Origin of the sequence: Mesorhizobium sp. ISC15 (assembly GCF_037162615.1) — a bacterium.
Classification (GTDB): domain Bacteria; phylum Pseudomonadota; class Alphaproteobacteria; order Rhizobiales; family Rhizobiaceae; genus Mesorhizobium; species Mesorhizobium mediterraneum.
On record NZ_JAVSPX010000001.1, the window covers coordinates 529,942 to 555,749 of the forward strand.

The 25,808-nt window shown below is 63.8% G+C and carries 26 protein-coding genes; 20 read left to right on the forward strand and 6 right to left on the reverse strand.

Going from position 1 to position 25,808, the window contains the following annotated elements:
* The first annotated feature begins 4 nt into the window (after window positions 1-4).
* From RPG13_RS02615 to RPG13_RS02675, 13 genes are all read left to right on the forward strand, one after another.
* Window positions 5-934, forward strand: a complete 930-nt coding sequence (locus RPG13_RS02615; protein ID WP_095487064.1) for a carbohydrate ABC transporter permease — start codon at window positions 5-7, stop codon at window positions 932-934.
* Window positions 931-1,767, forward strand: coding sequence for a carbohydrate ABC transporter permease (locus tag RPG13_RS02620; RefSeq protein WP_095487066.1), 837 nt, complete (start codon window positions 931-933; stop codon window positions 1,765-1,767). The genes RPG13_RS02615 and RPG13_RS02620 overlap by 4 nt, the downstream gene beginning before the upstream one ends.
* A 21-nt stretch (window positions 1,768-1,788) precedes the next feature.
* Window positions 1,789-2,610 (forward strand): sugar phosphate isomerase/epimerase family protein, encoded by an 822-nt coding sequence (locus tag RPG13_RS02625; RefSeq protein ID WP_128242977.1) that lies wholly within the window; start codon window positions 1,789-1,791, stop codon window positions 2,608-2,610.
* A 10-nt stretch (window positions 2,611-2,620) separates the two neighbouring features.
* Entirely contained in the window at window positions 2,621-3,697 is a 1,077-nt protein-coding gene (locus tag RPG13_RS02630) for a Gfo/Idh/MocA family protein (RefSeq protein ID WP_095487070.1), read from the forward strand.
* A complete protein-coding gene (locus RPG13_RS02635) occupies window positions 3,697-4,515 on the forward strand; it encodes a sugar phosphate isomerase/epimerase family protein (protein ID WP_095487072.1) in 819 nt (272 codons plus the stop codon). Before RPG13_RS02630 ends, RPG13_RS02635 begins: the two co-directional genes overlap by 1 nt.
* The gene (locus RPG13_RS02640) at window positions 4,515-5,348 is read left to right on the forward strand and encodes an alpha/beta fold hydrolase (RefSeq protein ID WP_095487074.1); all 834 of its coding nucleotides are present in this window, start codon (window positions 4,515-4,517) and stop codon (window positions 5,346-5,348) included. The genes RPG13_RS02635 and RPG13_RS02640 overlap by 1 nt, the downstream gene beginning before the upstream one ends.
* Window positions 5,345-6,067, forward strand: coding sequence for a ribulose-phosphate 3-epimerase (locus tag RPG13_RS02645; protein WP_095487076.1), 723 nt, complete (start codon window positions 5,345-5,347; stop codon window positions 6,065-6,067). Before RPG13_RS02640 ends, RPG13_RS02645 begins: the two co-directional genes overlap by 4 nt.
* Window positions 6,067-7,104 (forward strand): ROK family protein, encoded by a 1,038-nt coding sequence (locus RPG13_RS02650; protein WP_095487078.1) that lies wholly within the window; start codon window positions 6,067-6,069, stop codon window positions 7,102-7,104. Before RPG13_RS02645 ends, RPG13_RS02650 begins: the two co-directional genes overlap by 1 nt.
* Entirely contained in the window at window positions 7,097-8,182 is a 1,086-nt protein-coding gene (locus tag RPG13_RS02655; RefSeq protein ID WP_095487080.1) for an ABC transporter ATP-binding protein, read from the forward strand. The genes RPG13_RS02650 and RPG13_RS02655 overlap by 8 nt, the downstream gene beginning before the upstream one ends.
* A 377-nt stretch (window positions 8,183-8,559) precedes the next feature.
* Window positions 8,560-9,549 (forward strand): sugar ABC transporter substrate-binding protein, encoded by a 990-nt coding sequence (locus RPG13_RS02660; RefSeq protein WP_126104658.1) that lies wholly within the window; start codon window positions 8,560-8,562, stop codon window positions 9,547-9,549.
* Entirely contained in the window at window positions 9,546-10,547 is a 1,002-nt protein-coding gene (locus RPG13_RS02665) for an ABC transporter permease (RefSeq protein ID WP_095487084.1), read from the forward strand. Before RPG13_RS02660 ends, RPG13_RS02665 begins: the two co-directional genes overlap by 4 nt.
* Window positions 10,544-11,308, forward strand: coding sequence for an ATP-binding cassette domain-containing protein (locus RPG13_RS02670; protein WP_095487086.1), 765 nt, complete (start codon window positions 10,544-10,546; stop codon window positions 11,306-11,308). Before RPG13_RS02665 ends, RPG13_RS02670 begins: the two co-directional genes overlap by 4 nt.
* A gap of 56 nt (window positions 11,309-11,364) precedes the next feature.
* Window positions 11,365-12,450, forward strand: a complete 1,086-nt coding sequence (locus tag RPG13_RS02675) for a Gfo/Idh/MocA family protein (protein ID WP_337124338.1) — start codon at window positions 11,365-11,367, stop codon at window positions 12,448-12,450.
* Between the two features lie 10 nt (window positions 12,451-12,460).
* Here the strand turns inward: RPG13_RS02675 and RPG13_RS02680 are convergent, their stop codons facing one another.
* Window positions 12,461-12,736, reverse strand: coding sequence for a hypothetical protein (locus tag RPG13_RS02680; protein WP_095487090.1), 276 nt, complete (start codon window positions 12,734-12,736; stop codon window positions 12,461-12,463).
* Window positions 12,737-12,947: 211 nt separating this feature from the next.
* On the opposite strand from RPG13_RS02680, the gene RPG13_RS02685 reads away from it, so the two are divergent.
* Window positions 12,948-13,922: an ABC transporter substrate-binding protein gene (locus RPG13_RS02685; RefSeq protein WP_337124339.1), complete on the forward strand. Its 975-nt coding sequence runs from the start codon at window positions 12,948-12,950 to the stop codon at window positions 13,920-13,922.
* Between the two features lie 78 nt (window positions 13,923-14,000).
* Window positions 14,001-15,677 (forward strand): ABC transporter permease, encoded by a 1,677-nt coding sequence (locus RPG13_RS02690; protein WP_126104653.1) that lies wholly within the window; start codon window positions 14,001-14,003, stop codon window positions 15,675-15,677.
* A gap of 6 nt (window positions 15,678-15,683) precedes the next feature.
* Here the strand turns inward: RPG13_RS02690 and RPG13_RS02695 are convergent, their stop codons facing one another.
* From RPG13_RS02695 to RPG13_RS02705, 3 genes are all read right to left on the reverse strand, one after another.
* A complete protein-coding gene (locus tag RPG13_RS02695) occupies window positions 15,684-16,751 on the reverse strand; it encodes an ABC transporter ATP-binding protein (protein ID WP_126104652.1) in 1,068 nt (355 codons plus the stop codon).
* Between the two features lie 121 nt (window positions 16,752-16,872).
* Window positions 16,873-17,625: a 3-hydroxybutyrate dehydrogenase gene (locus tag RPG13_RS02700; RefSeq protein ID WP_337126974.1), complete on the reverse strand. Its 753-nt coding sequence runs from the start codon at window positions 17,623-17,625 to the stop codon at window positions 16,873-16,875.
* Between the two features lie 74 nt (window positions 17,626-17,699).
* The gene (locus RPG13_RS02705) at window positions 17,700-18,236 is read right to left on the reverse strand and encodes a TetR/AcrR family transcriptional regulator (RefSeq protein ID WP_337124340.1); all 537 of its coding nucleotides are present in this window, start codon (window positions 18,234-18,236) and stop codon (window positions 17,700-17,702) included.
* A gap of 150 nt (window positions 18,237-18,386) precedes the next feature.
* On the opposite strand from RPG13_RS02705, the gene RPG13_RS02710 reads away from it, so the two are divergent.
* Both RPG13_RS02710 and RPG13_RS02715 read left to right on the forward strand, forming a co-directional pair.
* Window positions 18,387-19,646, forward strand: coding sequence for an efflux RND transporter periplasmic adaptor subunit (locus RPG13_RS02710; protein ID WP_442921325.1), 1,260 nt, complete (start codon window positions 18,387-18,389; stop codon window positions 19,644-19,646).
* Window positions 19,646-22,732, forward strand: a complete 3,087-nt coding sequence (locus RPG13_RS02715; protein WP_292714039.1) for an efflux RND transporter permease subunit — start codon at window positions 19,646-19,648, stop codon at window positions 22,730-22,732. The genes RPG13_RS02710 and RPG13_RS02715 overlap by 1 nt, the downstream gene beginning before the upstream one ends.
* A 73-nt stretch (window positions 22,733-22,805) precedes the next feature.
* Here RPG13_RS02715 and RPG13_RS02720 read toward each other — a convergent pair whose 3' ends face one another.
* On the reverse strand, window positions 22,806-23,267 hold the full coding sequence (locus tag RPG13_RS02720) for a L,D-transpeptidase (protein ID WP_337126976.1): 462 nt from the start codon (window positions 23,265-23,267) through the stop codon (window positions 22,806-22,808).
* A gap of 367 nt (window positions 23,268-23,634) precedes the next feature.
* Between RPG13_RS02720 and RPG13_RS02725 the strand changes: the two genes are divergently transcribed.
* The gene (locus tag RPG13_RS02725) at window positions 23,635-23,967 is read left to right on the forward strand and encodes a hypothetical protein (protein WP_127206378.1); all 333 of its coding nucleotides are present in this window, start codon (window positions 23,635-23,637) and stop codon (window positions 23,965-23,967) included.
* A gap of 34 nt (window positions 23,968-24,001) precedes the next feature.
* Complete coding sequence (locus RPG13_RS02730; protein WP_126104649.1) at window positions 24,002-24,169, forward strand: hypothetical protein; 168 nt, start codon at window positions 24,002-24,004, stop codon at window positions 24,167-24,169.
* Between the two features lie 97 nt (window positions 24,170-24,266).
* Here the strand turns inward: RPG13_RS02730 and RPG13_RS02735 are convergent, their stop codons facing one another.
* Window positions 24,267-24,953: a response regulator transcription factor gene (locus tag RPG13_RS02735; protein WP_095487104.1), complete on the reverse strand. Its 687-nt coding sequence runs from the start codon at window positions 24,951-24,953 to the stop codon at window positions 24,267-24,269.
* A 47-nt stretch (window positions 24,954-25,000) separates the two neighbouring features.
* Between RPG13_RS02735 and RPG13_RS02740 the strand changes: the two genes are divergently transcribed.
* Window positions 25,001-25,780, forward strand: coding sequence for a response regulator (locus tag RPG13_RS02740; RefSeq protein ID WP_185928140.1), 780 nt, complete (start codon window positions 25,001-25,003; stop codon window positions 25,778-25,780).
* The last annotated feature ends 28 nt before the right edge of the window (window positions 25,781-25,808 follow it).

Below are 25,808 nucleotides of genomic sequence, written 5' to 3' on the forward strand. Positions count from 1 at the left end.
ACCCATGACCGCTGCGGCCACTGTTTCTGGCATTGGCCGGCCGCGGCTTGGCAAGGCGCTTCCCAGCGCGCTCTGGGCCTTGCTCCTGCTGACGCCGGCCTTCGTGTCCCTGGCGTCGGTTTCCTTCTACCCGATCATCAACGGGCTCTATCTCTCGCTCACCAACACCTCGCTGATCACCCAGGAGAACGAATTCTCCGGTTTCGCCAATTATGTGCAGCTCTGGGGCGACGCGCAGTTCTGGAACGCCTGGTGGCACACGATGTGGTTTACCGCGGCATCCACGATACTGGAGACCGTCATCGGGCTCGGCATGGCGCTCATCCTGTGCGAGGCTTTTAAAGGCCGCGGGCTCGTCCGCGCGGCCATGCTGGTTCCCTGGGCGATGCCGACCGTCGTCACCTCGAAAATGTTCGGCTGGCTGTTCGACGGCCAGAACGGCATCATCAATTACATTCTCCTGCATGCCGGGCTGATCGACCAGAAGGTCAACTGGTATGGCTCTCCCGACACTGCGATGACCACCATCATCATCGCCGACGTCTGGAAGACGACGCCGTTCATGGCGCTGCTGCTTTTGACCGGGCTGCAGACGGTGCCTAATTCGCTGATCGAGGCAGCGCGCATGGATGGTGCCAAGGGCTGGATCACCTTCTGGTACATCCGCCTGCCGCTCTTGATGCCGACCTTGCTGATCGCCGGCCTGTTCCGCGCGCTCGACGCCTTTCGCGTCTTTGACCTCGTTTATGTGCTGACCGGCGGCGGTCCGGCCGATTCGACCGAGACGCTGTCGACTCTGTCCTACAAGGTGCTCTTCTCGACGCTGCAATTCGGCTATGGCTCAGCCGTTTCGACGGCCATGTTCGTCACCGAGGGCATCATCGCACTGGCGTTTTGCCTCTATCTCATCAGGCAGATCAGGAGGGCGCAATGAACGACACACGCTCGCCGCTGCAGACCATCGCCATTTATCTTGGCGCTCTGCTGATCCTGGTCTGGTCCGGCGGCCCGTTCATCTGGCAATTCTCGACCTCGTTCCAGCTCGACAAGGCGCTGACCTCGGGCTCGCCATCGCTGATCCCCGCGCCCTTCACGCTTGAGCACTACTACAACGCCTTCATCGAGAAGCAGCTGCACCGCTATGTCTGGAATTCGCTGGTGGTCTCGCTGGCCACGACATTCCTGTGCCTCTTCGTCGGATCGCTGGCTGCCTTCGCGCTATCGCGGCTGAACGTCAAGGGCCGCTTCGGCATCCTGATGGTCATCCTTTCGGTGTCGATGTTCCCGCAGATCGCGCTGGTCGGGCCGCTCTATCTGGTGGCTACCAATCTCGGCCTGCTCGATACCTATACTGCGCTGATCATAACCTACCTCGCGCTCGGGCTGCCGCTCGTCACCTGGGTGCTGTTCGGCTATTTCGAGACGCTGCCGCGCGAGATCGACGAAGCGGCGCGCATGGACGGCGTCAGCGTTCCCGGCCTGCTCTGGCACATCATCCTGCCGATGTCGCTGCCGAGCCTGGTGACCACGGGCCTGCTTGCCTTCATCACCGCCTGGAACGAATTCCTGTTCGCCCTCGCCTTCACCTCCAACATCGATCGCCAGACGATCCCCGTCGGCATCGCCAACTTCACCAACCTCTATTATGTGCCCTGGGGCGACATCGCCGCAGCTTCGGCCGTTGTCACCGTTCCTTTGATCGTGCTGGTGCTGTTCTTCCAGCGGCACATCATCGAAGGGCTGACCCAAGGTGGCATCAAAGAATGAGCGGCATCAAGGAATGAAAGGATGAACGTGAAAGACCTGAAAGTCGGATGCCAGACCTTTACCTGGGAAATGCTCGGTGACCGGTTTTCCGGTGGCCCCGACGATCTCTTGAAGGCGATCGCCGATGGCGGTTATGCCGGCATCGAGATCACCGACACGATGATCGGCCGCTATGTCGACAGGCCGGCGGAATTCGCCACGGCACTGAAGTCGGCCGGCCTCACCCTGGTTTCCTTCGCCTTCGGCTCGGAAAGCGGCTTCACGCTGAAGGAGAAGATCGGCACCGACCTCGAGACCGCCAAGCGCTGGATCGACTTCGCCGCCGCCTTTCCAGGCGCGCTGGTTTCGATGGGCTCGGCCACCGTCGTGTCCGACGGCCCGCGCGACGACAAATTCGCCATCGCGGCCGACCTCTACAACAAGGCCGGCGAACTCGGTCGCAGGGCCGGCGTCAATGTCGCCGTCCATCCGAGTTCCCATCACAACACGCTGCTCTTTGACCGTGCCGATTATGACCGGATTTTCGGGCTGGTCGATCCGTTGCTCGTCGGCTGGGTGCCCGACACCGGCCACATATTGCGCGGCCATGAAGACATGATCGACACGCTCACCACCTACCGGGACCGCATCCGCTACGTCCACCTGAAGGACGTCGATGCCGGCGGCACATGGGCGATGCTCGGCAAGGGCGTCTGCGATACCGCGGCAGTGATCGACATCGCAAGTGCGGCACCGCGCTTCAACGGTTGGCTGGTGCTGGAAGAGGAATCCGAGACTGCCGCCGCCGATCCAGCGGCCGCCGTCAAGACCAACCGCCAGACCATGCGCGGCTACGGCGCGTGAGGAAGAGACCATGATCCGGAAGCAAGACCGTCGCCTTCGTGTCGGTGTGCTCGGCTGCGGGCCGATCGCGCAATTCGCCCATCTCGAATCCTGCGTGAAGGCCAGTAATGCCGACCTCTATGCGATCTGCGATGCCGCCCCCGATCTCTTGGCGCGCATGGGCGCGACCTATGAACCCGAAAAGATGTATGGCGATTACGATGAGATGCTCGCCGACCCGCAACTGGAGGCGGTGATCGTCGCGACCTCGGACGCCTATCATGTTCCGATGTCGATCAAGGCGCTCGAGGCCGGCAAGCACGTGCTGTGCGAGAAGCCGATCGGCGTCTCGGTCGAGGAAGGCGAGATGCTCGCCGATGCGGTCAGGCGCTCCGGCAAGGTGCTGCAGGTCGGCCATATGAAGCGCTTCGATCCGGCGCTGGAGGCGGCGCGCGATTTCGTCCGCGACGAGATGGGCGAAATCCTGGCGCTGAAGGCCTGGTATTGCGATTCCACCCATCGCTACACCAACACTGATGCGGTCCAGCCGCTTCCCGTCACCAGCAAGCTGGCAAGGAAACCTGGCGGCAATCCGAAAGCCGATCTCAGGCAGTATTTCATGCTCGCGCACGGCTCGCACCTCGTCGACACGGCGAGCTTCCTGTGCGGCGAGATCGTCGCCGTGCGTGCCCGCCTCAACGAGCGTTTCGGCGCCTATTGCTGGTTCGTCGAAACGGAGTTCGCCAACGGCGCGCTTGGCCATCTCGATCTCACCGTGGCCGTCCGCATGGACTGGCACGAGGGTTTTCAGCTCTATGGCGAGAACGGCTCAGTGATCGCGAAGACCTTCAATCCCTGGTATTTCCGGGCGAGCGAGGTTGATATTTTTCACGAGAAGGATGCGACATCACGAAAGCCGCTGGGCGCCGACGGGCATTTCTTCAGGCGCCAGCTCGAAGGCCTCGCCGAGACAGTCCTTGACAACAAGCCGATGCGCGGCGCCAACGTCGAGGACGGCCTTGCCTCGATCCGCGCCATGGTGGCAATCGCCCGTTCGGTCGAGAGCGGCGAGCGCGTCGAGATCGCCAGCGTGACGGGAGCGGTCTGATGCAGATCGGGGTGTTCGCCAAGACCTTCCCGGGGCGTGAGCCGGCCAGTGTGCTGGCGGCGGTGCGCGACGCGGGATTTGCCGTCACCCAGTTCAACCTGGCCTGCGCCGGCCTGCCCTCGATGCCGGATGCGGTCCCTGACGACGCCATCAGCGCCATCGCGGCCGCGTCGAATGCTTGCGGTGTCGCCTTGGTGGCGCTCTCGGGCACCTACAACATGGCCCATCCGGACAGGACTGTGCGCGACGACGGCCTGCGCCGGCTTGGCGTGATCATCGAGGCCGCGGCAGATCTTTCCGTTCCCTTGGTCACGCTGTGCACAGGAACCCGCAACCCGGACGACCAGTGGGCGCACCATCCCGACAATCCCGATCCCTCGGCATGGGCCGACATGGCGGGCGAAATGGAAAAGGCGCTTGATCTCGCCGAACGTCACGGTGTCGACCTCGGCATCGAACCCGAACAGGCCAACATCGTCACCTCGGCGGGAGACGCGATGCGCCTCATTGCAGCGATGGGCTCTAAACGGCTGCGCATCGTGCTCGATCCGGCAAACCTGTTCGAGCAGGCCAGCCCCGCCGAAGCACGCGCCATCGTGGCCGCTGCGGTCGAGACCACGGCCGGCCATGTCGCCATGGCCCATGCCAAGGACCGTTTCGCCGACGGACGCTTCGCCACCGCCGGGCAAGGTGTCGTCAATTTCCCGGATTTTGTCGCCCGACTGAAGGCATCAGGCTTTGACGGGCCGCTGGTGACACATGGGCTTTCGGCTGAGGAAGCGCCCGAAGTCGCCCGTTTCCTCAAGGGGCTGGTGTGATGACCCGCCCGACTACCTTGCTTCGCGACGACGCCGCGCTGCGGGTTTCCGACACAGGCGACGGGCTGGCGGTCGTGTTCCAGCACGGGCTGGGCGGTGGCGAGGCGCAGGTCGCCCAAGCTTTCCCTTCCGGGTCGGGGTCGCGGCGCGTCACGCTGGAATGCCGGGGGCACGGCGCCTCCGAACTGGGCACCAGCCGTCCTTTTTCCCTGAGCATGTTCGCGGACGATGTTGTTGCCGCCGCCGATCAAGCCGGTCTCGACCGTTTCGTCGCCGGCGGCATTTCCATGGGCGCCGCGATCGCCATGCGCCTTGCCTGCCGTCATCCGGACCGTGTCGCGGGCCTGATGCTTGTGCGTCCGGCTTGGATTTTCGGCAGCGCACCCGTGAACATGCGGCCGATCGCCGAGGTTGCCGGCCTCATCCTCGACCACGGCCCTGGCAAGGCGAGAACGATCTTCGCACAATCGCAGACGGCAGCGCGCCTCCAGCGCGACGCACCCGACAATCTCGCTTCGCTGTTCGGCTATTTCGACCGGCCGGATGCCGCCGCGTTCGCGCAGGTACTCGCCGACATCGCCGCCGACGGCCCAGGTGTTTCAGCGAACAACGCCGCGGCCTTTGGCATCCCCACGCTGGTCATCGGCAACGCCATGGATGCGGTGCATCCCCTTTCTGCCGCCCACACGCTTGCCTCGCCCATCCCCGGCGCGGCCTTTGCCGAAATCACTCCCAAGGCGCTCGACAGCGTCAGGCATTTCGCCGAGCTACAGACTGAGATCACCACCTTCCTTCACGCTCACTTCAACATCCGGAGCCTCGTTCCGTCATGACGATCAAATCCCTGTCCGGCCCCGCTGCCATCGCCGCCCTGCCGCGCAAGCGGCTGCTGGGCGAGTTTTCGTTGTGGTCGTCAGACCTTGCCAATATGGAGCGCGACCTGAAGCGCATAGATCCATTTGTCGACCTCCACCACATCGACGTCGCGGACGCCCGCTTCACCCCCGGATTCCTGTTCTTCCCGGATCTGGTGGGGCGGATCGCCGGGCTGACGGCAAAGCCGATCCATGTGCACCTGATGGTCGAAGCGGAGATCGTCGAGGAGCAGACCCGCCAGTTCATCGAGGCCGGTGCCGACCTGATCAGCGTCCATGCCGAAAACGGCGAAGCCGGCCTGCGCGCCGTGCGGCTGGCGCGTGATCTCGGCGCCGAGGCCGGTGTGGTGCTCAGGCTGGAAACGCCGGTCGCTGCGGTCACGCCTTTCCTGTCGCAAGTCGCGTTCGTGACGCTTCTCGGCACATCCATCGGCGTCAAGGGCCAGAGCCTTTCCGACCAGGCCTGCCCACGCCTGTTAGAGGCGCGCACGCTGATGCGGCAAGCCGGCCGTGAAACCGACATCATCCTGGCTGCCGACGGCGGCATCCGCCACGAGACGGTGCCGCGCTTGCGCGCCGCCGGGGCCGAGACGGTGGTGCTCGGATCGCTGGCATTCGGCGACCCCGACCTCGCGCAACGCATGGCCTGGCTGCATGGGCTGAAGGTCGCCGCCTGATGACAAGACTAGCCCTCGCCTTCGATCTCGGCGGAACGGAGCTGCGCGGCGCGCTGGTCGAGAGCGGCGGCCGCGTTGTCGCGCAAGTTTCGGCGCCGACGATGGCGATCGCGGGATCCGATGCGGTGATCGGCCAGATCATTGCACTGGCCGGGGCTCTTCTGACACAGCGCCCACAGGCGGATGTCGTCGGCATCGGCATCGGCGCGCCGGGGCCGCTTGATCCCAAGGCCGGCATCGTGATCGCCCCGCCGACCCTGGCCGGCTGGCACGACGTGCCGTTGATCGACATTCTCGGCCGGCAATTCGGCCTGCCGGTGCGGCTGGAGAACGACGCCAATGCGGCGGCTCTCGGCGAATGGCGCCTCGGCGCCGGCCGTGGCAGCGGCTCGCTGGTGTTCGTCACCGTGTCGACCGGCATTGGCGGCGGCGTGGTTGCCGACGGCCATATCTATCACGGCCGGCGCGGTCTGGCGGCCGAGATCGGCCACATGACCATCACCGGCGAGGGCGATCGCTGCTTCTGCGGCGCTGTCGGCTGTTTCGAGGCGGTCGCCTCCGGAACCGCGCTCGGGCGGCGCGCCACGGCGCTGACAGCGCCGGGCGATGGCTCCCTGCTCAGGCGCCTTTCGGCTGACGGCGACGTTTCGGCCAGGCACGTCGTCGACGCCGCGCGTGCCGGCGATATCAGTGCGCTCGAATTGATCGAGGCGGAAGCGAAGTGGCTCGGCATCGGCTTCACCAACCTGCTTCACCTCTATTCGCCGGACCTGATCGTCATGGGCGGCGGCCTCGCCAACGGTTTCGACCTGTTGGCTCCAACCATCAGGGCAACCGTCGAGCAGCGGGCCATGCCGGCCTACCGGGATGTGCCGATCGTGCCGGCACAGCTCGGCGACCGCGCAGGACTGATCGGCGCGGCCAGCCTGATCCTGTGGGAGGGCGAACCGGGCGCCCCACTGGCGATGGCGCAGGACGACGACAACGAACACGGCGCGACCGAACGTGCCGATGCCAGGGAGACAAGCCATGGCTGAGCTCAAGCTGCGTGGTGCGCGCAAGTCCTACGGATCCGTCGAGATCATCAAGGGCCTTGACCTGGACGTCGAGGACCGCGAATTCGTCGTCTTCGTTGGCCCGTCCGGCTGCGGCAAGTCCACGCTGCTGCGCATGATCGCCGGCCTGGAAAAGATCACCGCCGGCGATTTGCTGATCGATGGCGTGCGGGCCAACGACATCGATCCGTCCGAGCGGGGGCTCGCCATGGTGTTCCAGTCCTACGCGCTCTATCCGCACATGACGGTGGCCGAGAATATGGGCTTTGCACTGAAGATCGCCGGTGTTTCCGCCGCGGAAAAGGAACGCAAGGTGCGAGAGGCAGCCGAGGTGCTGCAGCTTTCGCATCTTCTCGACCGGCGGCCGAAGGCGCTGTCGGGCGGCCAGCGTCAACGTGTCGCCATCGGCCGCGCCATCGTGCGCAATCCCAAAGTTTTCCTGTTCGACGAGCCGCTGTCCAATCTCGACGCCGCCTTGCGGGTCAGCATGCGGCTTGAGCTGATGCGCCTGCATGAACATCTGGCCGCGACGATGATCTATGTCACCCACGACCAGACCGAGGCCATGACCATGGCCGACAAGATCGTCGTGCTGAACGGCGGCAACATCGAGCAAGTCGGTTCGCCGCTCGATCTTTATAACAAGCCGGCAAACATCTTCGTCGCCGGCTTTATCGGCTCGCCGAAGATGAACCTGCTGAGGCTGAAAGTAGCCGCGACTGGTCCCAAAGGCGTCTCCGTCACATTGCCGGACGGCTCGGCCTTGTCCGTGCCAGTTGCGGCGGGCGCAACCCGACCCGGCGACGAGTTGCTGCTCGGCATGCGGCCGGAGCATCTCCGCACCTCGGCCAACGGACAGTTCAAGGGGCAAGCCGTGCTGGCGGAGCGGCTGGGCAGCCTGACAATACTGCATGTCGAGGTCGCGCCCGATGTCACCCTGGTGGTGCAGGCCGAAGGTGGCGACACCACGCCGCTGCACAGCCCCATCGCGCTCGATATTTCTCCCGCGGTCTGCCATCTGTTTCGTATGGATGGCCCGGCGCTGGCCTCGCTGTCTTGAGTTGAATTCCCCGACATTCGGGAGACGTTGGCGGGACAGCGCCAGCGCCTGTCCTTCATCGTCGCGTTCTTCCTCCCTTTCCCTGCTGCGCTGCAGCACATCAAAAGCCGCTGCATACCATTTTAAATCTTGACGCGTGTCAAATTTTTCTAAAACATGCGGAAATGCTGACAGGCATCGGTCAGCGCTCTGGGAGGAGAAATGCCTGACGAAAAGTGGCCCGAACCGGGCGCGGAACCCGCAAACCGTTTGGCAATCGCTGATCGGTCGGCAGCTTGTCATCGCAAGCGCCGGGCTGGCCTTCGCCGGCACAGGCACTCCGTTAGCCGTACAACGGTTCGATTGCGACACAACCAACAATTAGGAGGAGGAAGAGCATGCGTATGTTCAATTGCCTGACGCTTGGCGCAGGTCTGTTTGCAACCGTTATTTCCATGCCCGCCCAAGCCGAAGACGCGGCGAAGGTCGCCGCTATCGTCAAAGGTCTCGACAATCCCTTCTTCCAGTACATGCACCGGGGCATCGAAGAGCAGGCCAAGGCCGACAACGTGGCCGTCACTATCCAGGCAGCCGCCAATATGGGCGACGCCACCGGGCAGGCCGATCGGCTGACCGCCATGGCCATGCAGGATTTCGATTGCTATCTGGTCAATCCGATCAGTGTCAGCAACCTCGTCCAGGCACTGGTCCCTGTCGCCCAGAAGAACAAGCCGATCATCAACATCGACAGCACCATCGACGCCGAGCAGGCCAAGGCCGCCGGCTTCACCATCTCAACCTATATCGGCACCGACAACGTTGCCGCCGGCGTATTGGCAGGCGAGGAGATGCTGAAGCTGGTTCCTGCGGGCTCCAAGGTCGCGCTGGTGGCCGGCATCGTCGGCGATGTCGGCAGCAACGCCCGCATCAAGGGCTTCAAGCAGGCCGTCGAAGGCAAGCTCGAAGTCGTGGTGATGGTCAGCGCCGACTGGGACCGCGAGAAGGCCCTGACCGCGGCCACCGATATCCTGGCCGCGCATCCCGATCTCGCCGGTTTCTTCGCCGCCAACGACATCATGGCGCTCGGCGTCCAGCGCGCCGTCCAGACCTCGGGCAAGGACGTCAAGGTGATCGGCCTTGACGGCATCGTCGATGCGCTGAAATCGGTCGCGGCCGGCGAACTCTCCGCCACCGTCGCCCAGTATCCCTATGTCGTCGGCGCCATGGGCGTGGAGGCCTGTAAGGCGGCGGCCTTGGGCAAGGAACTGCCCGCCAACGTGCCGGCGCCGGTCTTGCTGATCAACAAAGACAATGCCGAAGCCTCGCTGAAGAACTTCCCGCGCCCGGGCGGCGACTATCCCGATCCCTTCCGCGAGATGTTGAAGTGAGCACTCCTGAACAAAACGCGCCCGTGCATACCGCGGGCGCGGCGGAGGAGAGCCGCCCCTCCCTGTCGGCTCTCCTCCTGGATCCTTCCTTCTGGGCCGACTGGGCATCGGTCGTCGGCCTTGTCGGCCTCGTCATCGTCTTCGGCATCGCCCAGCCGGTCTTTCTCAGCATCGCCAATCTGCAGGCCCTGCTGCTAGCGGCGGCGATCCTGGTCGTGCTGTCGATCGGCCAGACCTTCGTCGTGGCGACCGCCGGCATCGATCTCTCGCTGGCTGCCGCGGTTATGCTGGGCGCCATCATCCTCGGCCTCGTCGACGCCGCGGGTTATGGCATCTTCCTCGCCTGCGCGCTGGCTGTCGCCGCCACCAGCGCGGTCGGTTTCCTGAACGGCGTGCTCATCACAGCCGGGAAAATACCCGACTTCGTGGTGACGCTCGGCACGCTTTCGGGCGTCACCGGCCTCGGCCTAATCCTGTCAGGCGGCGAGCCGATAATGGTCGGCTCGACCTTCCTGCTGCGGCTGGCTTCGGGTTCCTTAGGGCCGTTCGGCTATCCCGTCTGGGTGGCGATCGCAGCCGTCATCGTGGCGCATATAGCGCTCTACCACACCCGCTTCGGCGTGCATCTGCTGGCGACCGGCGGCCAGGTCGAAAGCGCCGGCGCGCTCGGCATCCGCACCAACCGGGTCAAGATCGCCGCCTATACGATTTCAGGCTTCTGCGCCGGCATCGCCGCACTGCTCCTGGTGGCGCGCATCGGCTCGGCCGAACCGCAGATCAACACCAGCCTTCTCCTGAATTCGGTGGCGGCGGTGGTGCTCGGCGGAGTCAGCCTGTTCGGCGGCCGCGCCAGCATTCTTGGGCCGGCGATCGGCGCGCTGATGCTCACCGCGTTGGTCAACGGACTGACCCTGCTCAGCGTTTCGGCGTTCTACCAGCCGCTCGCCGTGGGCGCCATCGTGGTGCTGGCCGCTCTGATCATGCGGTACCAGAAATGAGCGCGGTCCATCATATCCCGCCATCCGAGGCGATCCTCGCCTGCCAAGGGCTGAGCAAGCATTTCGGCAGCATTCGCGCCTTCACCGACGTCGCGTTCCAGGCCCGCCGCGGCGAGGTCACCGCTGTCATCGGCGACAATGGCGCCGGCAAGTCGACGCTAATACGCTGTCTGGTCGGCGTGCATGTGCCGGATGGCGGCGAAATCTTCTTCGACGGCCAGCCGCGTCCCTTCGCCAACCCCGACGAGGCGCGCAAGGCCGGCATCGAGACGGTGCACCAGAACCTGGCGCTGATCGACGAATTGACCGTGGCGCAGAACCTGTTCCTCAACCGCGAGATCGTGCGCCGGATCGGCCCCTTTGCCCTGCTCGACCGCAAAGCCATGAAACAACAGGCGCGCGCCATGCTGTCACGCCTGTCGATCAACATGCCTTCGGTCAGCCAGCGCGTGCGGCGCCTGTCGGGCGGACAGCGACAGGCGATCTCAATCTGCCGCGCCGCGGGTTCAGGCGCCAAGGTGGTGGTGATGGACGAACCGACGGCAGCGCTCGGCGTGCAGGAGACGGCCAATGTCGAAGCCCTGATCCGGCGGCTGCGCGAACAGGCCGTCAGCGTCATCCTGGTCAGCCATAATTTTGATCAGGTGCGGCGCCTGTCCGACCAGATCTGGGTGATGCGGGCGGGACGGATGGTGGCAACGGTCCGATCGTCCGAGACCACCGGCAACGAACTCGTCGCACTTGTCACCGGCGCGGCGTAGAGGCAACCCATCCGGCCATCTCGTTACGAATTGAATGATACAAAGGGAGTTTGCGAGTGGCGATAATCCGTGTCGGACTTGTGGGTCTTGGCGAGGTCGCGCAGTCGATCCATCTGCCGGTGCTGGCCGACCAGCGCGATCGCTGGGTGATAGCGGGCGTCCATGACGTCTCGCCGAGCCTGGTGGCGCTGTGCACATCCGAATACCCAACCGCCAAGGCCTTCGAAACGGCAGAAGCGCTGATCAATTCGCCCGACATCGACGCAGTTTTTGTTCTGTCATCAGATGACACCCACAGCCGTTTCGTCCGAGCTGCCGTAGCAGCCGACAAGCACGTCCTTCTGGAAAAACCCGCTTGTCTGACGGTGCGCGAGATCGACGAACTGCTGGTGCTGACGACGAATTACGCCAAGACGATCTTCGTCGGCTACATGCGCCGCTATGCACCTGCCTATCTGGCTGCCAGGGACGAACTACCCGCCTTCGCCGACATCACTCATGTGCGCATCTTCGACCTGATCTCCGAAGGCCGGCATTTCCTGAAGAGGAGCCAGAACATCCTCTATCCCAGCGATATCGACTCGGCGCTACTGGCACGCGGCGCCAGGGAGCGCGACACGCTGATCCGCGAAATCGTGGGTGCCGATGCGCCGGCCGATCTCGTGCGCGCCTATCGCGGCCTGACCGCGCTGTCGTCGCACCACATCTCAGCGATGCGCGGGCTCATCGGCGAACCGGTTCGCGTGCTCGCCGCGCACCGGACCAATGGCGGCGCCAACACCTCAGTGACCTTCGACTACGGCCATTTCGCCTGCCAGTATGACGCGGTGGTCGACGATCTCGGCCTGTTCGATGCCATGATCGAGGTGCGCTCGAACACCAAACGCATCCGCATCGTCTACGACACGCCCTATATCCGCAGCCTGCCGACACGGCTCGAAGTGACGGAAGCCGGACCGCTCGGCCCGGTCACGCGGACCTTCGGGCCGCTCTATGGCGACGCCTTCTCCAACGAGCTGGAGACTTTCCACCGCCACATCTCAGATGGCACCAGGCCATTGACGGACCTGGCGGATTCGCGCCGCGACCTGGCGCTGATGGCCGAGATCATCGCGCGGATGAAGGAGGCTGGCGGGCGCTGAGTGCCCGCGCCTACTTCCCGCAATGGTGATCGTTGATCTTGTTTAGCGCATTCGCGTCGGGTCCGATCCGGTGGTAGGAGCAGGCTCCTGCGGCTGTGGTGACCAACTGCTGGTCATAGTAGCGCGGGCCGCCAAACAGGATGTCGATGATATCGTCTTCGGCGGGAACGTAGCGTTCGGATTGAACCCGGTGGTCGCGGTGCTTGTCGCCCGCGAAGGCGGAAGCGGATAGGCTACAGCCTATCGCGAGAGCGAGCACGCGGATCGCAAAGCGTCTTGTCGTCATCGGCAATCACCTTCTGGCCGTTCAGCGTCTCCCCATACATCCAAAATCGCCAGCCGAGCAAAAGTTCCCCGGATCGTCCGAGGCGACGAAAAACCTGCCATCCTTGCCGATCCCCGCCTGTCACAATAGGTTTATCCTGCGGCGCTAGGGAGAGCGTTCTCGCATCCGGCGCTCAGCCGGATCCGTCTCTTCACACGAAGTGGGGTTTTCCATGCGCAAGATCATTCTCGCCGCCATGTTTTTGGCATCCGCCATCGCAGGCGCTTCAGCTGCCGACGGCACGCTGGTCCTCTATACCAGCCAGCCCAACACCGACGCTCAGCAGACCGTCGATGCCTTCATGGCGAAATACCCCGCAGTCAAGGTCGAATGGGTGCGCGATGGAACACCGAAGATCCTGGCCAAGCTGCGTGCTGAGATCGAAGCCGGCCAGCCGCAGGCGGACGTGCTTCTGATCGCCGACGTTGTGACCATGGAAGGGCTGAAGAAGGAAGGAAGGCTGCTCGCCTATCCCGAGGCCGATGTCTCCGGCATCGACGCCACCCTCTACGACAAGGACAAGACCTATTTCTCGACCAAGCTGATCACCACCGGCATTGTCTACAACACCAAGGCGCCCTTCGTGCCGGCGAGTTGGGAAGACCTCACCAGGCCGGAGGCGAAGGGCCTTGTCGCGATGCCCAGCCCGCTGACCTCGGGTGCGGCGATGATCCACACCGTGACGCTGACCGGAAACCTGCCGGAAGGCTGGGACTATTACAACGCGCTCGCCAAGAACGGCGCCCAGGCAAGCGGCGGCAATGGCGACGTGCTGAAGGCCGTCAGCGGCGGCGACAAGCTGTTCGGCATGATTGTCGACTACATGCCCATCCGCGAAAGGGCCAAGGGCGCGCCCGTCGAGTTCGTATTCCCGAGGGAAGGCGTCTCGGCCGTCACCGAGCCTGTCGCCATACTGTCCACGGCCAAGAACACCGAGGCGGCCAAGGCCTTCGTCGATTTCCTGCTGTCCAAGGACGGACAGCAAGCCGCCGCGAAGATGGGCTACATTCCGGCGCGCGCCGATATTGCCTTGCCGGCCGGCTATCCCGATCGCTCGTCGATCAAGGTGCTGCGCTACGATGCGGCCGCCGCGCTCGCCAACGACGCCGCCAACAAGGAAAAGTTCGCCGCCGTGATGAGCCAGTAGCGAGTCCAGCCGCCAGTGGTATCGTCCGCGCAGTATATCCTCCCCGGGCAGTCCGTGCCGGCACGGCGCGGGCCCGGGGTGCGGACCACATCGGGGTTTCGCGCGTCGGCGCTCGCCGTTCTGCTGGTCATCGCCCTGCTCAGTCTGCTGCCGATGGTCAGGCTCCTCGTCGCGGCCGTCGCGCCGGGCGGTGAGCTCGATTTCGGCGCATTCGCCGAACGCCTGGCCAAGCCCGCCGCCTTACGGGCGACGTGGCATACGCTGGATACTGCCTTTTTCGGCGCCGTGCTGGCGGTCTGCCTCGGTGGCCCCGTCGCCATCGCCGTCACCATGACCGACCTGCCCGGGCGAAAGCCCCTTGGTTTCCTGCTTTTGCTGCCGCTGATGATCGCGCCGCAGGTGACCGCTTTGTCGTGGCTGCATCTGTTTGGCCCGTCCAGCACGCTTCTCGGCATGGTCGGCATGGCGCCGCCACCGGGCACACCCAATCCGATGCTCGGCCGCAATGGCATCATCCTGCTTTACGCAGTCCAGCACGCGCCGATCGTCTTCATCACGTTGCGGGCGGGGCTTTCGCGGATTCCTCGCGATCTCGTCGAAGCAGCCAGGGCCTCCGGCGCCAGGCCGCTCTTCGTGCTGCGAACCATCGTCCTGCCAATCGTGCGTCCTTATATCGTGGCTGCGGCGGCACTCGCCTTCGTTTCCGGCGTCGGCAATTTCGGTATCCCGGCCCTGCTTGGAATGCCGGTCAACTATCTGACGTTGCCGACGCTGATCTATCAGGACCTGTCGAGTTTTGGACCTGGCGTCTTGCCGCAGATCACCGCGCTGTCGGTGCTGGTCGGCGTGCTGGCGCTGGCCGGTGTCACTTGCCAGTCGCTGGCTCTGCGCGGCGCCGCTCACCGCTTTACTTCAGGCACGCCGGCGCGTTTCGAGCTCGGGCGCTACCGCCTGCTGCTGGCCGGTCTCGGTTGGCTGGCGATCGGCTTCATCCTCGTGCTTCCGGCTTGCGCTCTGCTGGCGACGTCGCTCGTGCCGTCCTTCGGTGTCCCGCTTGGCTGGCAAACGTTGACCGCGTCCAACTATGCCGAGGTTCTTGTCCGCCAGGCTTCGACCGTTCGCGCCTTCCGCAATTCCCTTCTTTTTGCCGGTGCTGCGGCACTGATCCTCGCCATCGGCGTCATCCCGGTGACCGCTGTGCTCGAACGGCTCGGCCGGCGTTGGCAGCGTCTCCTCAGCGGCATCGTCGACCTTCCCTATGCGGTCCCCGGCGTCGTGCTTGCGATAGCCTGCATCCTCCTGTTCCTGCGCCCGCTGCCGCTGGTCGGCAGCCTCTATGCAACGGCCTCGATCATCGTGGTCGCCTACGCGATGCGGTTTTTCACGCTCGCCTTGAAACCAGTGGCTACCGCGGTCGGGCAGATTTCACGCGACCTCGACGAGGCGGCGGCGGTGTCGGGTGCTGGGTCCCTGCGCCGGCTTGCAACGATAACCGCGCCGCTCGCCGCACCCGCGGCAGTGGCAGGCGGGCTGCTCGTCTTCATGAGCGCCTTCAACGAGCTGACGGTCTCGGCCTTGCTCTGGTCGAGCGGCAATGAGACGCTCGGCGTGGTGCTGTTCAGCCTCGAGGAAGCAGGCTTGGGAACGCAGGCCGCCGCGATCGCCGTTTCCACGATTGCCGTTGTCGTCGTCCTGCTGCTTGTGCTCGACCGGTTCGGCCGGCGGCTTCCGGCAGGCGTCTTGCCCTGGCGGTAAGCAGCGTTAGGCGCCTGGAATAATCCAGGCGTCCGAGACGGCGACATTCACGCTCTGGCCGACTGCCACTGCCTCGGTGCTGTCGATCAGCAATTCCTGTCCTGGTCCTGGTCCTGGCCCTGGCCCTGGCATCGGCAAGGCCAGCCGCACCTCATGCACCGGACCGCGATAGACGCTGTCGAGCACCGTCGCCGGCATGCCCTCAGGTGAAATCCGCAGCGCTTCCGGTCGCAGCAGGATTTTCACCGGCCCTGCCGATGTCCCGGCACTTCGCGCCACGAGGCGATGCCCGGCTATGTCGACCGTCGCGGTTTCTTCGGCATGATCGATGACTGTCCCCCCAACGATGGAACCGCGCCCAACGAAGCCGGCAACCGTGGCATTGGCCGGGGCGCGATAGACCTCCTGCGGCGCCGCCGCCTGCAGCACCTTGCCTCGGCTCATAATGGCAACGCGGTCGGCCAGCGCCAGGGCCTCGGCCTGGTCGTGGGTGACATAGACGATGGTGGCGCCGGTGCGGCGATGGATGTCGCGAAAGGCGTCGACCATCGACGAGCGCAAATGCATATCGAGATTGGCGAGCGGTTCGTCGAACAAGATAATTTTGGCGTCGGCAACGAGGCAGCGCGCCAGCGCCACGCGCTGGCGCTGGCCGCCGGACAGTTCCTCGATGCGGCGGCTTTCAAACCCATTGAGTCCCACGATATCGAGAACCGCGCCGACACGGCCAGCGATCTCGCCCCGTTTGACGTGCCGGGCTTTCAGCGGATAGGCGACGTTTTCGGCGACATCCATATGCGGCCAAAGCGCATAGGACTGGAAGACGACACCAACGCCGCGCGCTTCCGGCGGCACCTGCCGCTGCGGATCGGCCATCAATTCGTCGCCAAACAGCACGCGGCCTTGGCTGGGCGCCTCGAAGCCGGCGATCAGTCTCAGCATCGTGGTCTTGCCGCACCCGGACGGGCCGAGCAGCGCCGTAAATGAGCCCGCCGCAAAGTCGAGCGAAACGGCGTCAAGCGCGGCGGTTTCATTGAACCGCTTGGTGAGACGCTCCACCTTGATTTCGCTCATGCTTCACCAATCGGCATATCATTGCGTCCCGCCGATTGTTCACGCAACCGGTGCGGCATGGCGTCGGCATACGTTGGAAATCCGGCCGTGACAATGATGGCTGCGGCAATGGCGCCGGTGCTTACTGCGCCGTCCGGCCGCCATCAATCGGCAAGGTTGTGCCGGTGATCTGCTTTGCCGCATCCGAGCATAGGAACAACGCCAGTGCGGAAAGCTCGTCCACGGTGACGAACTCCTTGGTCGGCTGGGCGGCGAGGAGCACGTCGCGCTTAACCTCTTCCTCGGTCATGCCGCGCGCCTTCATCGTGTCCGGAATCTGCTTTTCGACCAGCGGCGTCCAGACGTAGCCGGGCGCGATCGCATTGACGGTGACGCCGTCAAGTGCCGCCTCCAGCGCCACTGTCTTGGTCAGGCCCGCTATGCCGTGCTTGGCCGACACATAGGCTGATTTGAACGGCGAGGCGACCAACGCGTGCGCCGACGCAGTGTTGATGATGCGGCCCCATTTGCGCGCCTTCATACCGGGCAGCACCGCCTTGATTGCAAACAAGGCGGCGAGCAAATTGATGCGGATGATGGCTTCCCATTTGTCGTCCGGGAATTCCTCGATCGGCGCGACATGCTGGATGCCGGCATTGTTGACCAGGATGTCGAGACTGCCGAAGGTCTCTTCGGCCTCGCGCACCATGGCGCTCACCGCTGCCGCATCCATCATGTTGGCGCCGGAGTAACGGCATTTGACGCCGAAATCCGCTTCGATGCCGGCGCGCTCCCGCTCGATGGCAGCTGCTTCGCCCAGGCCGTTGATGGTGACGTTGGCGCGCTCAAAAGCGCTGCTATCGACCTGACCCGAGGGTGCGCACCGGTTTTGGATAGGACGGAAAGGCTGCGCTGGACCGCATCGGACGAGAAACCGTTGGCCGGACGGCTTCTGATGGCATCCTCGATCTATCCCGCAATCTCCAGCAAGGACGATACCAGCAATCGACGTTCGTCCCGTGAAAGGACGTCCGAATCGAAGAGGTTCATGCTGCGAAGCCCTTCGATGGCGAGATAGCAGACCAGCAGTGCCTTGAGGTCCGGCGTCTCTCCCTTGAGCCGCTCGAAGACCTGCCGCCTGAACGATTTTATCGGTGTCAGGAAATCGGGATCCTCGGCGATCGCCGAAAATATCCAGGAAGCCGACGGTTTCGACTCCTCGGCATGTTCGGCTGAAAGCTTGATGTAAGTCGCAAGCGGGCTTTCGCCGATGACGCCGGCCGTGCGGGCGGACTCCAGCGCCTGCTCGAAGGCGCGCAGGTAATCCTCCACCAGCGCCTGCATCAGTTTCGCCTTGGTCGGGAAATTGTACAGCAAGCCGCCTTTCGACACGCCGGCACGGCTGGCGACGGCGTCCAGCGACAGGCTGCCGGGCCCCGTCTCGCGCGCCACGGCGGCGGCGGCGGCGAGAATCTTCTCGCGCGAATTCGCTCTTCGGGCTTTCATCAATCGCTCCCCATACATTAGCCTATGCGGAATTGACAAGACCGTCCAGACGGTACAGTAAGATCGCCGTCATTTGAAATCGGGACCAGTCACAGGTATGTGTTTCGGTCATCCGACCGTTATGCCGGGCCATGGCCAAGGGGACTGTTCGTGATCAAGCGCTTCATCATCGCCTTCATTCTGCTCGTGCTGGTGTGCGGCGGCATCGTCGGCTTCAATTTGTTCCGCGACAATGCGATCCAGCAATTCTTCGCCACGATGAAGCCGCCGGCCGCGACGGTGTCGACGACAATCGTCGAGCCGACCAACTGGACTCCGGGCGTCGAGGCGATCGGCACGGTAAGCGCGGTACGCGGCGTCGACCTGACCGTCGAAACCGCCGGCATCGTCAAGGACATCCTATTTCACGCCAATCAGAAGGTTGAAGCCAACGCGGTTCTCCTTCAGCTCGACGATGCCGCCGAGCGCGCCGATCTCGATGCGACGAAGGCGCAAGCAGCGCTCGACCAGACGGCTTTGACACGCGCCCTTGAATTGCAGAAACGCGGTGTCGGCTCGGAATCGACGCTCGACACGGCGCGGGCAACCGCATCGGCTTCCGCTTCGCAGGTCAACAGGCTGCAGGCGGTGCTCGATCAGAAGCTGCTGACAGCGCCCTTCGGCGGCACGGTAGGTATCCCCAGGATCGATCTCGGCCAGTACCTCTCACCCGGCACTTCCGTAGTGACACTGCAGGACCTGGAGACGATGCGGGCCGATTTCTCGATTCCCGAACAGCAGCTTCCGCTACTGAAGATCGACCAGAAGCTGCGGCTGGGCATTGGCGACGGCGAGCTACCGTTCGCCGGCACCATCCGCGGTATCGACCCGAAGATCGACCCGACCAGCCGGCTGGTGACGGTCAGGGCCGAGGTCGCTAACCCCGAAGGCAAGCTGACCCCTGGCCAGTTCGTGCAGGTGCGCGTCGAATTGCCCGAGGAAAACAACGTGCTGACGGTGCCGCAGACCGCGCTGACCTCCAGCCTGTACGGTGACTTTGTCTTTGTGGTGCGCCCTGCGAAGCCGGCCTCGGCCAATGGCGCGACCCCTGCTGCTGCGAAGCCGGAAGAAAAGCCCGCCACGGATACTGCGAAGCCCGCGGCCGACGCACCCGCGGCAAAACCGGAGGAAAAACCGGCTGCTGCCCCGGCCGAACCGAAAGCGGAAGAACAGAAGCCGCAGCTCGTGCTTGCCCAGGTGTTCGTCAAGCCCGGCCGCCGCAACGCCGGCCTGGTTGAGATCCTGGAAGGCATCGCGCCCGGCGACGAAGTCGTTACCGCCGGCCAGAACCGGCTCTCCAACGGCATGTCCGTTGCCGTCGACAACACGATCGACCCGACCAAGCCGGCAAACCAGCAGGCAACCCAGTAATGAGCTTTTCCGACCTCTTCATCCGCCGTCCGGTCCTTTCGACCGTGCTCGCCTTGATGATCCTGCTTCTGGGTTTCCAGGGCATCTTCAACCTTTCGATCCGGCAGTATCCGGAAGTTGAAGAAACGGCCATCACCATCACCACGGCCTATCCCGGCGCCAGCGCCGACTTGATCCAAGGGTTCATTTCCGCGCCGATCGCCCGTGCCGTCGCTTCGACCGAAAACATCGATTATGTCACGTCGGCGAGCCGGCCGTCCTCCAGCACCGTGACGGTGCAGATGAAACTCGGCTCCAACCCCGACATCGCGCTGAACGAAGTCTTGTCGAAGGTACAAGGCGTGCGCGGCGAGCTGCCGGACGAGGCCGAAGACCCGGTGATCGTCAAGGGCACCGGCGAGCAGTTCGCGATGATGTATATCTCGATGCAAAATCCGAACATGACGCCGGAACAGCTCACCGAATATATCGAACGAGTCGTGCGGCCGCGCATGTCGACGGTCGAGGGCGTTGCCGACGTGCAGATCTTCGGGGCCGCCGAATATTCGATGCGCGTCTGGATCGACCCGATCAAACTGGCGGCGCGCGGCGTGACGGCGGCGGAAGTGCTGACCGCCATCAACGAATCGAATTTTCTCTCCGCGCCCGGTAATACCGAAAACGAGTATGTGGCTTCCTCGATCACCGTCCGCTCGACGCTGCAGACGCCAGAGGCTTTCGCCGCCCTTCCGCTCCGCTCCAACAACGGCAATGTTGTGAGACTGCGCGACGTCGCGCGCGTCGAGCTCGCCGCGGCGAACACCGACACCAGGGTCAGCTTCAACGGCAAGCCCGGCATCTTCCTCGCCATCTTCCCGACGCCGGCCGCCAATCCGCTGACGACAGCGGAGGCGATCCACGAAATTGTGCCGACCATCCAGGAGACGCTGCCGCTCGGCATGACGATCGAGATCGTCTACGATTCGACCGAGCAGATCAGCGCTTCGATCGAGGAGGTGTTCAAGACCATCGGCGAGGCGGTCATCATCGTCATCGTCGTCATCCTGCTCTTCCTCGGCTCATTCCGCTCGGTGTTGATGCCTATCGTGACCATTCCGCTGTCGCTGATCGGCGTCTGCTTCCTGCTGTTTTCGTTGGGCTATTCGATCAACCTTTTGTCGTTGCTGGCTATGGTGCTGGCGATCGGCCTCGTCGTCGACGATGCCATCGTGGTGGTGGAAAACATTCACCGCCACATGGAAGAAGACAACATGTCGCCGATGCAGGCGGCCTTCAACGGCATGCGGGAGATCTCCTCCGCCGTCGTCGCCATGACGATAACGCTGGCCGCCGTGTTCGCGCCGCTGGCCTTCACCGGCGGCCTGACCGGCGCACTGTTTCGCGAATTCGCGGTGACGCTTGCCGGCTCGGTGGTGCTTTCGGGTGTCGTCGCCCTCACCATCACACCGATGATGTCGGCACGCATCCTGAGGGCCGGCTCGCACAGCCGCTTCCAGCGCATTGTCGACAACACGTTCGGGCGCGTCGAAAACCTCTACGAGCGGCTGGTCAGCGGCTCGCTGAAATATCGCCCGGTGACGCTGATGATCGTCATCGCACTGGTCGCCACGACCGGCTTCATGTTCACCAGGACCGCGAGCGAACTGGCGCCGGAAGAAGACCAGGGCTTCCTGCTTTCCCTGGTGACCGCGCCGCGCTACGCGACATCGGACTATACCGAGAGCTACGTCAATCAGATACTCGGCCTGGTCGATGACCTGCCTGAGACGCGGGCACGGTTCTCGGCGGTCGCCTTCGGCGGCGGCCAGACGAACACCGCTTTCGTCGGCTTTGCGTTCAAGGATTGGGCCGAGCGTACGCGCAGCTCGAAGGAACTCCAGGAAGACATCACGGGTCGCCTAAGCAAGGTGGCGGGCGTCGAAGCTTTCGTCTTCGCACCGCCGACGCTCCCAGGCTCCGGCGGCGGCCTGCCGATCACGATGGTGGTGCGCTCGACCGGCGAGGCCTCCCAGGTCTACGAGGCGGCCGAGGACATCAAGAACAAGGCGCAGGCCTCCGGCCGCTTCATGGTCGTGCAGAATTCGATGACCTTCGACGCGCCGCAAGTGACGGTGACGATCGACCGCGACCGCGCCGCGGCGCTCAACCTGCCGATCGCCGACATCGGTCGGACGCTGACCCTCTTGGTCGGTGGCGCCGAAGTGGCGCAATTCGACCGCGAATCCAACAGCTACGACATCATCCCGCAAGTGCCGCAGAAATTCCGCGACAACCCTGAAAAGCTGGCCGAGTATTTCGTGCGCAGCGCGTCGGGCGAGATGGTGCCGCTCTCGGCAGTGGTGAAGATCTCGACCAATGCCTCGCCGGCCGTGATCGAGCAGTTCAACCAGTTGAACTCCGCCACGATTTCCGCTCTGCCATTGCCCACCGTCACCACCGGCGATGGGCTGAAGACCATCGAGGATATCGCGAGGGAAAGCCTGCCCGACACGTTCTTCATCGACTATACCGGCCAGTCGCGGCAGGAGAAGGAACAGGGCTACACGATCATCATCGCCTTCGCGGCAGCCGTTCTCGTCATCTATCTGGTGCTGGCGGCGCAGTTCGAAAGCTTCCGCGATCCGTTGATCATCATGATGTCGGTGCCGCTGTCGATCTTCGGCGCGATCGTGCCGCTCAATCTGGGGCTGGGAACGCTCAACATCTATACGCAGGTCGGCCTGATCACGCTGATCGGCCTGATCACCAAGCACGGCATTCTTCTGGTCGAGTTCGCCAACCAGCAGCGCGAGCTCCACGGGATGCGGCGCCGCGATGCCATCATCGCCTCGGCCAAGGTGCGGCTGCGGCCGATCCTGATGACGACGGCGGCGATGGCGCTCGGCGTGGTGCCGCTGATCATCTCCAGCGGCGCGGGTGCCGCGGCGCGCTATTCGATGGGCCTGGTGATCTTCACCGGCATTCTGGTGGGAACCATGTTCACCCTGTTCGTGGTGCCGATGTTCTACACCTTCATCGCCAGCAAGGACCTGCCGCATCACGCCGAGAAGCCGGACCCGAAGCTGATGCCGGTGCCGATTGATTGATTGACGAAAAAAGGCCGGAACTTCCGGCCTTTTTCTTGGGCAGTCATACCCGTCAGGCCGATCGTCTTGGTAGCTATTTGACGATGACGATCCGGGTGTTGGCCGGGCCAAAAATCTCGACAAGCTGGTAGAAATCGGCGGCGTTGGCCGGATGCAGCCGCACGCAGCCATGCGAGGCCGGCTGTCCCAGGCGCCTGACGAAATTGGTCGCATGGACGGCGTAGCCGCCCTTGAAGAAAACCGAATGCGGCATCGGCGCGTTGTCGTATTTCCTCGAATACCACATTTGGTGCATGCGGGTCGGCTTGAACGAGCCGGTCGGGGTGACATGCCCCTTGGCGCCGGTCGAAACCTTCCACGCGAAGGTCGGCCGCCCATCGACCAGGACTTCCATCGTCTGCTGCGAAAGCGAAATCCGTGCCACGATCTGATTGGCGGCATGGGCAACGCCATTGCCGGCGCCGAACAGAAGAACCGCACCCGTCAGGGCGGCGGCAGCGATGTTGATGAGCTTGGCAGAAATGGCAGTGTACATGAGATCCCCCTGTCTGCCGGACATGGCCGGCTCCAATTCGATGATCGGCTTATCGTCGGGTGATGTTTCGAATTGATTTCGTATCGCAGCCATTTCTGTTTCGAATGTGTTTCCTCTGGTTAACGGCCGGAAGCCTCTCCGAGGGACATCCCGAAGGCGGAACCAAGGACATGACGCCCTCGGCTGGCCGGGCCCGGACCAGCGGAAGGTGCAGTCATCGCTAAACGAAAGCGCGATCTTCCCTCATATGAAAGAAATTTGACTTTCCTCGAAACCAATTTGCAACAAGGCGCGCGCACTAGCGGCATGATCTGGATACAGGCCACCCGCAGAGTTGACCCAACGAAAACAGCCGGCACAAACGAAGATGAACCTGCAATCGAACGCGATGTCCTGGCTTTTCAGGATAAGCATAGCCGCAGCGATCCTTGGCGGCGTCGGCACCTTCGCCGGCGGCCCGACGACGAAGCTTGCGGGGATGACTTCAAGCGAAGTTTCGACCCTGCATGCTGCACTGTTTTTCGCCACGGTCTGGATTGTGTCCAGCCTGCGCATCAACCGGCTCAAGGCCCTCTGGCGGGTCGGTTTTGGGCTGAAGAAGATGCGCGGCCCCTCCGGCAACTTGCAGCCGAGAGGACCGAAGGCCCGCGCCGCGACGGGGGGCTCCGCTGGCGGCGCGGGCGCTTCGGGGTTTCCCTGAAGCAAACCTGAAACCGAATTGGGGAACAAAAACGATGAACACGAAATTTGCTGCTTCGGTGCTTTCCGCACTGCTCTACGCGCAGGGCCTGCTCGGCTTTGCCGGCCTCGCCACCGTGCTCCTGAAAGATCGGGCCCATGCCAGCGAACTCGGCACGGCCTACGAAAGGCCGTCAGGGCCGTCGCTCCTCGTGGTGCGCTGAGTTGCAAGCGCATGCCCCCGAAATCGGAGACGATTTTCGCTGGGGATCATGCGCAAAATTGAAGTGCTACAGTATCCTTTGCGAGGTGGGCCAGCCGTCAGTCGGCGAACTGCGTCGGCGGATCGAACCGGTAACCCGCCCCCCTTATGGTGGTGATGGTTTCGGTGTCGAGCTTGCGGCGCAGCCGCACGATGCGCGAATCGATCGAGCGATCGAAGGCATCGGCATTTTCGGCGGGCGCGGCGGCAATGATGTCGTCGCGCGTCAAAACCTTGCGCGGGCTGGCCAGAAACAGTCTGAGCAGCGCCACCTGACCCGGCGACAATTGTTCTTCAGTGCCGGAGCGATGCATGACCATGGCCGACCGGAGGTCGACCGTCGCGTTCTCCAGCACGACCAATTCCCCGGCGTTCCTGCCGCGCCGTGCCAGCAAGCCGCCGATACGGGCGGCGAGTTCCCTGACGTTGAGCGGGCTTTCGACGACGTCGGCAGCACCGAGTTCGAGCGCCAGCACCTTGTCGACGAGATCGGCCGGCCGGCAGATCAGGATGAAATCCGGCCCGCCCTCGCCGCCATGGCGCCTGAGCAGATCACGCCCTTCCGCCTGGCTGAGGCTGTCGCCGACGACGACGACATCGATGCCCTTTCCGGAAAGCAGGGATTCGGCCTCCCACGGCTGCCGCACCGCGCGCACGTCATGACCGCGCCGTTCAAGATGGTCAGCGAGATTGGTCGCGACCACTTCGGCGACGGAAACAAGCGCGATAATGGATCGTGCAGCCATTTTTTTCCCACCCTGCAACCGGCAACCCAAGATGAGCGCTGGACATGATGTTTATACCCAATCTACTTTCCACTGAAAGCGGGAGCGAGAGCATAGTGCGGGCACGAATTGTCATCGTCGAGGACGAGCCCGATCTGAGAGACGCGGTCGCCGAGTATCTCGGCGCCAGTGGCTATGATGTCGCCACGGCCGAGAGTGCCAGCGCCGCGCGAACCTTGCTGGAAACGCAGTCGTTTCACCTGGCCATCCTCGACATCGCCATGCCAGGCGAAGACGGCCTGTCGCTCGGCCGCTGGCTGCGCTCGAAAATGCCAATCGGCATCATCTATGCCACCGCCGCCGGCACCGCGCTCGACCGCATCGTCGGGCTGGAACTTGGGGCCGACGACTACATCGTCAAGCCTTATGAATTGCGCGAGGTGCTGGCGAGGGTCCGCAGCGTGCTGCGCCGCGTTCCGCAGCCGACCGAGCCGCAGAGCGCCAAGGCCGAAGCAACAGCCAATCGCCGTTACATGAGCTTTGGCCCCTTCCATGCCGATCTCGACGGCAGGTTTGTCACCGGCACCAATGGGACGGTCATCGACATGGCCAAGAGCGAGTTCGACGTGCTGGAGGTCTTCCTGACACGCGCCAACCGATTGTTGACGCGTGCGGCGATCTCCGAGGCGATCGGCTTCGTGGAAGATCCTGAATCGTCGCGCGCGGTCGACATCCGCATCATGCGGCTGAGAAAGAAGATCGAGGCGGACCCGGCCAATCCGAAATTCCTGCGCACGGTGCGCGGCGAAGGCTATATCTTCTCGCTGCCGACCGGCGAAAGCAACTGAGCGGAGCGACCGCCTGGTATCATCTAGC